Below are 10,894 nucleotides of genomic sequence, written 5' to 3'. Positions count from 1 at the left end.
GGGGGCCCGTCAGGGCTGCGGAACCGGCGCCGGGGCGGCGACGGGCGCCGGGGCGGCCGGGGCGGGGGCGTGGGACCGGGGCAGCGGTTCCGGCCTCGGCAGGGGCTCCCGGCTCGGGACCTCCTCCGGAGCCCCGTCCGGCGTCTCCGTCGACGAGTCCGGAACCGGAATCGGCAGGGTGAACCAGACGACCTTGCCGGCGCCGTCGTGCTGCGCCCGCATGCCCCAACTGTCGCTGACCGAGGCGACCAGGGCCAGGCCGCGCCCGCCGGTGACGAGCAGGCCCGAGGGCTGGACGGGCGGCAGGTTCGGGTCGTGGTCGCGCACGGAGATCGTCACCCTGTCCGGGCGCAGCACGATCTCCACGGCGCAGGGCCCGTCCGGCCCCACGTGGCGATGGACGTTGGCCATCAGTTCGGCGACACCGACGGCGGCCGGTTCGATGAGGGCGTCCAGCTCCCAGTAGCGCAGCAGGGCTGAGACGATTCTGCGGACCTGCCCGGTCCGTGAGGGCAGGGTTTGGAATTCCACCGTCCGTTGTCGACCGGACGTGCTGGGGTGGCTGATCACGACTGCGGCTCCCTGATGACGGTTGAGGGTCCGGACGACGGAGAGCGCGTCAAGCGTGCTGACGGTCGCTACGACACAGACATCAGCGTGATTCAGGTAACAAAACGGTGCAAGCCGGGCGTGTCAACGGTGCAACGCGCCCGAGGGCGTCCCAAGGGAGAAGTGGGGTGCGGGTGATCAGCGGGGAGCCGTGCGCCGCTCCGCCGCGATCCCGGACCCGCGGGTGCGGGCCCTGCGCAGCGCGGTGACCAGACCGTCGCGCACGTGCCCTTTCAGGCGCAGCGCGTACCGGTTGCCGTTGATGGTCGCCATCACCCGGTCCTGCGCGGCGTACCACGGCCCGCTGACCCGGACCTGGTCCACCGGCGCGCTGTCGATCTCCCGGCCGTAGCTGGTCAGCAGCACCAGACGGCCGTCGCGGACGACGACCTGCCCGGCCCGGGTGAGCGAACGCAGCCACCGCGCTATCCGTACTCCGGTGGCACTGAACTCGGGCTCCGCCACAGTGCACCGCCTCCCACCTGTCACCGTCGGCCCGCCGTCACGGCCGGACCACTGCCGGCGCCACCCCCACCGGGTGCCCTGTCATGAAGTCTGCACGCGTCCCCGCCGGTGCGCCAGAGCGCGCGCGGGAACGTCATGTGCGCCGGGCAAGGCCGACGGCCGCGCCGATCCACCGGCCCGACCGGGCACCACGCCGGGGAAGGGGCGCCCGGCGGGGAGGGCCGACGGGGCCGCCCGGCTCCGGCCCCGTCAGCCCTCCCCGCCGTCCGCGCTCCCGTCCGCCACGACCAGCTCCGGCAGGTGCTCGCGGATCTCGGCGCGGACCGCCTCCGGCATCCCGCCGTCGGTCACCAGGGTGTCCACCTCGCCCAGCGAGGCGAACGTGCTCAGCCCCACCGTCCCCCACTTGGTGTGGTCCGCGACCACCACCACCCGCCGCGCGGAGCGCACCAGGCGGCGGTTGGTCTCGGCCTCGGCCAGGTTGGGGGTGGACAGCCCGGCCTCCGCGGATATGCCGTGCACGCCCAGGAACAGGGTGTCGAAGTGGAGCGAGGCGATCGCCGCGTCCGCCACCGGCCCCACCAGGGAGTCCGACGGGGTGCGCACCCCGCCGGTGAGCACCACGGTCGCCGCCCCCGCACGGCCGCCGTCCGCGCGCTGCGCGGCGTGGAAGACGTCCGCGACCCGCAGCGAGTTGGTCACCACCGTCAGCTCGGGCACGTCCAGCAGGTGCTGGGCCAGCGCGTACGTCGTCGTCCCGCCGGAGAGCGCGATCGCGCCGCCCGGTGCCACCAGCCGTGCCGCCGCCCGCGCGATGTCCTCCTTGGCGCCCGACTCCAGCGCCGACTTCGCCTCGAACCCCGGCTCGTGGGTGCTCGCCCCCGTCACCGGCACCGCGCCGCCGTGCACCTTCTCCAGCACGCCCTGCCGCGCGAGCGCGTCCAGATCCCGACGCACCGTCATGTCCGAGACGTTCAACCGGCGGGTCAGCTCGTTGACCCGCACCCCGCCGCGGCGTCTGACCTCCTCCAGGATGAGCGCACGCCGCTGCTCCGCCAGGAGGTTGTGGTTGTCGCTCACCTGCGAGTCCGTCCCTTCTCGTCCGCGGCCCGCCGTACGGGGGGTGGTCATGCGGGCACCTGTTCGGCCCCCATCCTTCCACGGGCCCCGGACACCCCCGGGACGCCGCCCGCCGCACGATTGTGACGTGTTCATGAGCTTGTCGGGCTGCGCGGGGGCGATGCGGGCCGCCATCCTGGATGCCGCGACCGCGCGGTGACACACCGAGCACACGGGGACCCACGCAGATCGGGGGACGCAGCCATGTCCGAGCACCGGCCGGTACCACCACAGCGAACGCGCCGGGAGCCGGCGCTGGAACTCCTCGTCCACGGGGTCGGGGGCACCACGCCCCAGGAGATGCTCGGCGATCCGCGCACGGTGCGGATCGCCGGCGACGGCACCGCGGGCATCCACCGCCGCACCGAGGACGCCGACGCCGAGAACCGCCCCGAGGAGACCCTCGACGGCCCGTTCGCGGACCGCGCCCGCCCGATCCCCGAGGCGTACTGCTGGTCCAACCTCACCTCCGGCAACAGCGCCCGCGCCCTGTGGCTGCTCCTGCTGCCGTTCATGGTCGCCAACCTCGCCCACTGGATGCGGCCCGCGGCCCCCGCCCGCCACTGGGCCCAGCGGGTCTACGACGTCCTGGTCCGCCTGGTGGCGCTCTCCCTGACCGTGCTGCTGACCGCCGCCGCCTGCGAGGTCGCCCTGGACCTCGTGGCCTGGCAGTGCGCGGCCTCCGAGCGCTGCGCGAGCGACAAGTCCTGGCTCGGACCGCTCACCGAGGGATGGTGGTCGTCGCCCGGGCGCCGCCTGGTCCTGGCCGCGCTGCTGCCCGTCGCGCTCACCACCCTGCTGTGGTGGCTGTCGCACCGCACCTGGAGCGCCTACGAGTCCGCCTCGCCGCCCCCGCGCCCCCCGGGCCCGACCCGGCCCCTGCCCGGCGGCGAGCGCCCGGCGCTGTCCCTGCCCGGCTTCTGGTACGGCCGTCGCCTGGTGTCCCGGCTGCGGGCCGCCCACACCGCCGCCGGGCTGCTGACGGTGGCCGGCGTGCTGCTGACCGCCACCGCCCGCCACGACCGACGACCCGGCGGCGACACGCTGTTGAACGTCTCCGGCTGGACGCTGGCGGTCGCCGTCGCGGCGGGCTGCACGTCGGTCGTGGTGGTCGCGGTCCGCAAGGGCCGCACCGAGTCGGAACCGGACGAGCGGATCGACCGCTGGGCGTCGAAGGTGCTGCCGAGCGCCGCGTCGGCCGTCCTGGCACTGGTCGCCGTGCACACCGCCTGGCACCGCCCGGACTGGACCTCCTCCGCCCGGCTGCCCGGCACCGGCGCCTTCGCCTGGATCACCCTCCTGCAGGGCGCGTTGGTGGCGGCGCTCGCCGTCGCCGCGTACGTCCTGCACCGGGCCACACCGCCCGGGGCGTGCGAGGGGAGGTGCGCCATGGGCGGCCTGGGCGGGGCCGCGGTGGCGCTGCTGGCGTGCGCGCTCGGCGGGGTGCTCACCGGAGGAGCGGCCCAACGGGTGGCGGACTGGCTGGACAAGGGCGGCACCCCGGGCGTGCCCGGCGGCGCCATCGCCGGGCCGCCGGTGCTGCTGAGCTGGCAGGCGTCCGTCATCCCCACCCTGCTGCTGGTCGTGGTCGTCTTCGCGCTGGTGGCCGTGGTGCGCGTGTGGCGGGAGCGGCGGCGGCTCACGCCGGGCATCGTGGACGACTACGAGGGCGAGCCCCGCGAACTGGACTCCCGCAGCCGGCAGATCGCCCGCGCCGTCGCCCTCGCGCGCCTGACCGACACCGCGCCCACCCTGATCGGCGCCATCGCCGTCACCACGCTGCTGCTGGGCGCCGGGGCCCTGGTGGGCGCCGCGCTCACCGAGGCGCCGCCCGGACCGGCCGCCGCCGGCGGGCCGGGGCCGCTGCCCGCGCTCGCCGAGACCGCCCAGGCGCTGGGCTCGTGGCTGATGGGCGCGATGGTGGTGCTGCTCGTGGCGATGGGCCGCCGCGCCTACCGGGACGCCGCCGCCCGCCGCACGGTCGGCATCCTGTGGGACGTGGGCACCTTCTGGCCGCGCGCCGCCCACCCCTTCGCCCCGCCCTGCTACGCCGAGCGCGCCGTGCCGGACCTCACCTGGCGGATGTGCACCTGGACCGAGCGCACCGGCGGACGGCTGGTGATCTCCGGCCACTCCCAGGGCAGCGTGCTGGCCGCCGCCGCCGTCTGGCAGCTCGACCCGGCCACCCGCGGACGGGTCGCGCTGCTGACCTACGGCTCCCCGCTGGAGAGGCTCTACGGGCGCTGGTTCCCGGCCTGCTTCGGCCCCGGGCCGCTGAACGCGCTGAGTCGGGAGGTGGACTGCTGGCGGAACCTGTGGCGGCGCACCGACCCGATCGGCGGTCCGGTGATGGTCGGAGGGGACGACGGACCGTCCGTGGACCGCGAGCCGCTGCGGGACCCGCTCCACTACGGCCGCACCCCCGAGTATCCGCTGCCCGCGCCGGTCCTCGGCCACGGCGAGTACCAGGCCGACCCCGCCTTCGACGCCGAGCGCACGGCGCTGCTGGAGCGGTTGGCCGCGGTGCGCCGGAGCTCCTCCGCGCCGGACCGGCCGGACCGGCCCGAGCGGTCCGTCCGCTCCCGGTAGCGGGGCAGTGGGGCAGCGGCGGTCAGGGCGCCGGAAGCTCCGGCAGGTCCTCGGGGAGGAGCAGGGTCAGGTCGTCGGTGTCCGGGTCGTCCAGGTGGGCGACCCGGCCCGCGTGCCGCTCGACCATGGCCTCGAAGGTCTGCCGCGCGGTGCGGCCGTTGCCGAACGTCGGACCCTTGGGAAGCTCCGTGAAGTACTTCAGCAGCGCCTCGGCCGTCCCCTGGGCGAGCCGGTACTCGTGCTCGTCGGCCTGCTGCCCGACGATCCGCAGCAGCTCGTCGGGCGTGTAGTCGCCGAAGGTGATGGTCCGCGAGAAGCGCGAGGCGACACCGGGGTTGACCTCCAGGAAGCGCCGCATCTCCGCGGTGTAGCCCGCGACGATGACGACCACCTCGTCCCGGTGGTCCTCCATCAGCTTCACCAGGGTGTCGATCGCCTCGCGGCCGAAGTCCCGGCCGGAGTCCTCGGGGGAGAGGGCGTACGCCTCGTCGATGAACAGCACGCCGCCGCGCGCCCGGTCGAACGCCTCCTGGGTGCGGATCGCCGTCGAACCGATGTGCTCGCCGACCAGGTCCACCCGGGAGACCTCCACCAGGTGGCCGCGCTCCAGCACCCCGAGCGAGTGGAGGATCTCCCCGTAGAGGCGGGCGACGGTGGTCTTGCCGGTGCCGGGAGAGCCGGTGAACACCAGGTGCCTGCGGACGGAGGCCGCCTTGAGCCCGGCCTCCTGCCGCCTGCGGCCCACCTCGATCATGTCGGTGAGGGCCCGCACCTCGCGCTTGACGCTCTCCAGGCCCACCAGCGCGTCGAGTTCCCCCAGCACCTCCTGGGCCGGACGCGCGGCCTTGGGGGTCTCCTCGCCCGACGCGGGCGCGGACGCCGCCCCGGACGGGGCGGTGACGGCGACGGGCGCCGGGGCGGCCGGCTGCTGGGGTATGCCGCCGAGCAGACCGGCGGTCCGGACGACGGGGGTCTGCGAAGGCTCCGGCGCGAGCGTCACCGGCGCGGCGCTCTGGTCGCTGGTGCAGTCCTCGACGATCGGGCCCGCGCCCTGGCCCGCGCCCCCGTCGGCGAACTCGTACCCCCCGCGCGCGCACCGCTCGGTGCGGCAGCGGCGCAGCGTCGCGCGGCAGCCGTCGATCACGTGGAAGCCGTAGCCCTGGGAGCCGGTCACCCGGCAGCCGGTGAAGGTGCCGCGGCCCTCGGCGGAGACGTAGAACCCCGCCTCCAGGGACCCGGTGACGGTGCAGCGCTCGACGGTCGGATCGGCGCCCTTGGTGACGATCACGCCCGTCCCCGTCGCGTCGATCGTGCAGTTCGCCAGGGTGCCGCCGCTGCCGTGGTCGCGGAACCAGGCACCCGTGCCGGCCTCCCGGACGCGGCAGTCGTCGAGCTGGACCGTCCCGCCGTCGCTCACCGAGACGGCGGTGTTGCGGACCTGCGCCAGGTCGCTGTCGAGGACGTCGGCCCGCGACCCCCGGTCCAGGACGAACAGCGCGTCGGGCACGTCCTGCACCCGGCAGGCGTCCAGCACCGCGGAGGCGCCGTCGCTCACCCACACCGCCGGGTAGTCGCCCGTGCTCTCGCGGATCTCGCACCCGTTGGCGTCCACCCGGGTGCCCGGGTCCCACACCGACAGGCCGTTGCGGCCGAAGCGGCGCACCGTGGTGCGGGTCAGCGTCAGCACCGAACGCGACCGCAGGTCGACCGCGTTCTCCGGGATGTCGTGGATCTCGCAGTCGGCGAGGGTGAGGACGGCGTCGGTGTCGAGGGTGACGCCGTCGGCGGAGGTGCGGTGCACGCGGCAGTCGGCGAGGTGCCCGGACGCCCGCGAGGCGACCTGCACCCCCGCGCCCCTGATCTCGTACACCTCGCAGCCCACGGCCTCCACCGCGCTGCCCTCCCCGGACAGCGACAGCCCCGCGCCCGACGCGTGGTGGACGCGGCAGCGCTCCAGCCGGGGGTGGGCGCCGTCGTGCACCGCTATCCCGGACTGCCCGGCCGCGACCACCTCGCACTCCTCGAACAGCCCGCCCGCGCCGCCGCCGACGCTGATGCCGAGCCCGGCCGGGTTGTCCACGGTGCAGCGGCGCAGGGTCGGCCGGGCGCCGGCCCGCACCTCGATGCCGGCCGCCGAGCGCGTCGTCACCCGCAGGCCGGACAGCTCGGCGGTGCACTCCTCGACCAGCAGCGCGGGGGCCGTCGCGTCCTGCCCCTCGATCTGGAGGTCCCGCACGACCGCCGCGGCGCGCACGGTCAGCGCCACGCCGTCGACCGGGGCGATCCGCACCGAGCCGCTCTCGGCGCGCTCGGGGCCGCGCAGGGTGACGGCGCGTTCGATCACCAGGTTCTCGCGGTAGGTGCCGGGGGCCACGGTCAGGACGTCGCCGTCGCCCGCGGCCTGCAGGGCGTCGGAGAGAGTGGCGTAATCCCCCGTGCGGCGCCGCCACCGCGACGTTCCGGTGTGCGTCACCTGGACCGAGCCCTGTGCCATGGACCGCCTTGCCCCAAACCTCGTGCGAACGTCGATCGCGTTGCCGCCTACAGGTGCACCACCGTAGCGCGTGCCGGACCGATGGGATGACCGGTCCACCCGCACGGGCCGATACGGGCGGACTCCGGCCGGATTCGCGTCAGTTCGCCCGGTCGGCGCGCCCCCAGTCGGGACCGACCCGGGCCCACTCCTCCTCCCAGCGCGCGTAGCGCCGGGCCATCAGCCGCCGCACCGCCAGCCGCCGTACGGTCTCCACCAGCCCGGCCGCGACGCCCGCGGTCCCGATGCCCGCCAGGACGGCGTGCGAGAGGGCGCCGGCCGCGTCCATCGGACGCGAGGTGAGGTGTCCGCGGGCGTCCGTCCACACCCGCAGCCGGTCTCCGGGCTCGGCCGCGCGGTCGGTGGTGACCGTGCCGGTGTGGGTGCGGCCGTCGGCCGCCGTCCAGGTGGCGGCCACCCGGTATCCGGAGTCGGGCTCGGGGTCGGAGGTCGGCGGCGGGGCGGTCTCGGCCACCGTCGCCCACACCTGGTACCGCTGCCGGTACTGGTCGCGCGCGGTCTCCAGCAGCGCCTGGTGCGCCGCCCGCCCGCCCCACACCGCGGCGGCGGGCGTGGCCAGGGTGATCAGCAGGACGGCGCTCAGCGTCAGCCATCCCTCGACCCGGTCGGTACTCCGGCACAGCGGGTTCCGCCGCCAACGCCACAGCCCGGCGATCGATCGCACGATCGCTCACCCCCTTGTTCTCCCTGTCGGTCCCCACCCGCCCGTGGCCTTCCGAGGAAACGGGTGGACAGGAAGAGAGAGCGACATCGCGGGTCCGGGGTTGCCTTGGTGCCCGGAAGTATCGCGTTCTCTTCGTGGGATCAAGCCTATCGGCACCCCGAGTGCCTGCCCAGTCACGGAAGTCCCGTGGCGCGGCCCGGCCGACTCCCGTCCCCCGGGCCGGAGTTCGCCGCCGGCGGCCCGGGACCCCGACCGGGCCGCCGTCAGCCCGGCCACCTCCACTCGGCGACCTCGGGCAGGTCGGTGCCGTGCTCGCGGACCCACCGGTGGTGGCGGTTGCGCACGTCCTGCATCTCCTGGCGCAGGCCCGCCGCCCGGACCGCCAGGCCCGGCACCCGGTCGACGACGTCCATGACCAGCCGGTAGCGGTCCATGTCGTTGCGGAGGACCATGTCGAACGGGGTGGTGGTCGCCCCGCTCTCCCGGTAGCCGCGCACGTGCATCCGCTCGTGGCCGGCGTGACGGTAGGTCAGCCGGTGGATCAGCCACGGGTAGCCGTGGTAGGCGAAGATCACCGGCCGGTCGCGGGTGAAGACCGCGTCGAACTCCGCCTCCGGCAGGCCGTGCGGATGCCGGGACCGCGGGGTCAGCCGGGTGAGGTCCACGACGTTCACCACGCGCACCGCCAGCTCCGGCAGGCGGTCGCGCAGCAGCGAGGCCGCGGCCAGGGTCTCCTGGGTGGGCACGTCCCCGGCGCAGGCCAGCACCACGTCCGGCTCCCCGTCCGGCCGCTCGGTCCCGGCCCACTCCCAGATGCCGACGCCGCGCGCGCAGTGGGCGCGGGCCTCCTCCGGGCCGAGCCAGTCGAAACAGGGCTGCTTGCCCGCCACCACCACGTTCACCACGTCCGTCGTCCGCAGCACGTGGTCGGCGGTGTACAGCAGGGTGTTGGCGTCCGGCGGCAGGTAGACGCGCACCACGTCCGGGCTCTTGTTGAGGACGTGGTCGACGAAACCGGGGTCCTGGTGGGAGAAGCCGTTGTGGTCCTGGCGCCACACGTGCGAGGTGAGGAGGTGGTTGAGGCCGGGGATCGCGGCCCGCCAGGGCACCTCGCGGGCGCTCTGCAACCACTTGGCGTGCTGGGTGACCATGCTCGCGACGATGGTGGCGAACCCCTCGTAGGAGGTGAACAGGCCGTGCCGCCCGGTGAGCGTGTAGCCCTCCAGCCAGCCCTGGCACAGGTGCTCGGAGAGCACCTCCATCACCCGGCCGTGCGGCCCCAGGTTCCGGTCCGTCTCCAGCGTGGCGCCCTGCCAGGCGCGCGGGGTGGCCTCGAACACCTCCCCCAGGCGGTTGGACTCGGCCTCGTCCGGGGCCATCAGACGGAAGTCGCGCCGCTCCTCGGTGTCCTCCAGGAGCCTGCGCAGCATTCCGCCCAGCACCCGCGTCGGCTCGTGCGAGGACGCGCCGGGCTTCTCCACCGGCACCGCGAAGGCCGCCGGGTCGGGCAGGGGCAGGGAGCGCCGCAGCCGTCCGCCGTTGGCGTGCGGGTTCGCCCCCAGCCGCCGCTCCCCGCGCGGCACGCAGGCCAGCACCTCGGGGCGGGGTCGGCCGTCGCCGTCGAAGAGTTCCTCGGGGCGGTACGAGCGCAGCCACCGCTCCAGCGCGCGCAGGTGCTCGGGCTCCTCGCGCACGCGCGCGAGCGGGATCTGGTGGGAGCGCCAGGTGCCCACCACCGGGGTGCCGTCCACGTCGTGCGGGCCGGTCCAGCCCTTGGGCGTGCGCAGCACGATCGCCGGCCACCGCGGCCGTTCGGCGGACCCCTCCTCGCGGGCCGCGCGCCGGGCCGCGCCGATCCGCTCCAGCGCCTCGTCCAGGGCGGCGGCCATGGCGCGGTGCACGTGGGGCGCGGGCGTGTCCGGCTCGGCCGTCACGTACAGCGGTTCGTGCCCGTGGCCGCGCAGCAGCGCGTCCAACTCCCCCTCGGGGAGGCGGGAGAGCACGGTCGGGTTGGCGATCTTGTAGCCGTTGAGGTGGAGGACGGGGAGCACCGCCCCGTCCCGCACCGGATCGAGGAACTTGTTCGAGTGCCAGGAGGCGGCCAGCGGGCCCGTCTCCGCCTCGCCGTCGCCGACGACGCAGACGACCAGCAGGTCCGGGTTGTCGAAGGCGGCCCCGTACGCGTGCGCCAGGGAGTAGCCCAGCTCCCCGCCCTCCTGGATCGAGCCGGGCACCACCGGCGCCGTGTGGCTGGGGAGCCCGCCGGGGAAGGAGAACCCGCCGAACAGCCGCGCCATGCCGGCCTCGTCCCGCCCCACGTCCGGCCACACCTCCCCGAACGTGCCCTCCAGCCAGCTCCCGGCCAGCACCGCGGGGGCGCCGTGGCCCGGCCCCCAGACGCACAGCGCGTCCAGGTCGCGCAGGCCGATCACCCGGTTCAGGTGGGTGTAGACCAGGCCCAGTCCCGGACAGGTGCCCCAGTGGCCCAGCAGCCGCGGTTTGACGTGCTCGGGGCGCAACTCCTCGCGCAGCAGCGGGTTGTCCCGGAGGTAGAGCTGGCCCGCGGCCAGGTAGTTTAGCGCGCGCCAGTGGGCGTCCAGCTCTGCGCACTCGCGGTCGGTGAGCGGGGGATGCGTCTCCATGGAAGTCTCCAGCCGTGGCTCGGATCGGTGTTCCTCTGCGCGTGTCCGCGTGCGTCGGTCCGTCGTCCGCGCGGGGCGGTGCCCCTGGGCCGTGTCCCCTCGGCGCGGCGCGCCACACCCGTGCCGCCGCGGCTGTCGCCCACCCGGCGTCCGTCCGGCGGTGCCGGGGTGTCGTGCGCGGGGGCGCGCGCCCCCGCGTGATGCTCCACGCCCGTCACCCCGTTGCCGTGGCACCCCCGGAGCAGGACGATG

7 protein-coding genes are annotated in these 10,894 nt (G+C 75.3%); 1 reads left to right on the top strand and 6 read right to left on the bottom strand.

Annotation, left to right across the window (positions count from 1 at the left end; translation table 11 throughout):
* Positions 1 to 9: 9 nt before the first annotated feature.
* From ABD335_RS00635 to ABD335_RS00625, 3 genes are all read right to left on the bottom strand, one after another.
* A complete protein-coding gene (locus ABD335_RS00635) occupies positions 10 to 531 on the bottom strand; it encodes an ATP-binding protein (protein ID WP_344319994.1) in 522 nt (173 codons plus the stop codon).
* A gap of 216 nt (positions 532 to 747) precedes the next feature.
* Positions 748 to 1,074 carry a hypothetical protein gene (locus tag ABD335_RS00630; protein ID WP_344319993.1) on the bottom strand — a complete coding sequence of 109 codons (327 nt, stop codon included), beginning with the start codon at positions 1,072 to 1,074 and terminating at the stop codon, positions 748 to 750.
* Positions 1,075 to 1,323: 249 nt separating this feature from the next.
* On the bottom strand, positions 1,324 to 2,154 hold the full coding sequence (locus ABD335_RS00625) for a DeoR/GlpR family DNA-binding transcription regulator (protein ID WP_344320272.1): 831 nt from the start codon (positions 2,152 to 2,154) through the stop codon (positions 1,324 to 1,326).
* A 243-nt stretch (positions 2,155 to 2,397) separates the two neighbouring features.
* On the opposite strand from ABD335_RS00625, the gene ABD335_RS00620 reads away from it, so the two are divergent.
* The gene (locus ABD335_RS00620; protein WP_344319992.1) at positions 2,398 to 4,782 is read left to right on the top strand and encodes a hypothetical protein; all 2,385 of its coding nucleotides are present in this window, start codon (positions 2,398 to 2,400) and stop codon (positions 4,780 to 4,782) included.
* A 22-nt stretch (positions 4,783 to 4,804) separates the two neighbouring features.
* Here ABD335_RS00620 and ABD335_RS00615 read toward each other — a convergent pair whose 3' ends face one another.
* From ABD335_RS00615 to ABD335_RS00605, 3 genes are all read right to left on the bottom strand, one after another.
* A complete protein-coding gene (locus tag ABD335_RS00615) occupies positions 4,805 to 7,276 on the bottom strand; it encodes a right-handed parallel beta-helix repeat-containing protein (RefSeq protein ID WP_344319991.1) in 2,472 nt (823 codons plus the stop codon).
* A 139-nt stretch (positions 7,277 to 7,415) separates the two neighbouring features.
* The gene (locus ABD335_RS00610; protein WP_344319990.1) at positions 7,416 to 8,000 is read right to left on the bottom strand and encodes an Rv1733c family protein; all 585 of its coding nucleotides are present in this window, start codon (positions 7,998 to 8,000) and stop codon (positions 7,416 to 7,418) included.
* Positions 8,001 to 8,263: 263 nt separating this feature from the next.
* Positions 8,264 to 10,642, bottom strand: a complete 2,379-nt coding sequence (locus ABD335_RS00605) for a phosphoketolase family protein (RefSeq protein WP_344319989.1) — start codon at positions 10,640 to 10,642, stop codon at positions 8,264 to 8,266.
* Between the last annotated feature and the right edge of the window lie 252 nt (positions 10,643 to 10,894).

The organism is Streptomyces macrosporus, from assembly GCF_039533145.1.
Taxonomy (GTDB): Bacteria; Actinomycetota; Actinomycetes; order Streptomycetales; family Streptomycetaceae; genus Streptomyces; species Streptomyces macrosporus.
The sequence above is the reverse complement of the archived record's forward strand: the minus strand, read 5'-3'. Positions and strand labels throughout refer to the sequence as shown.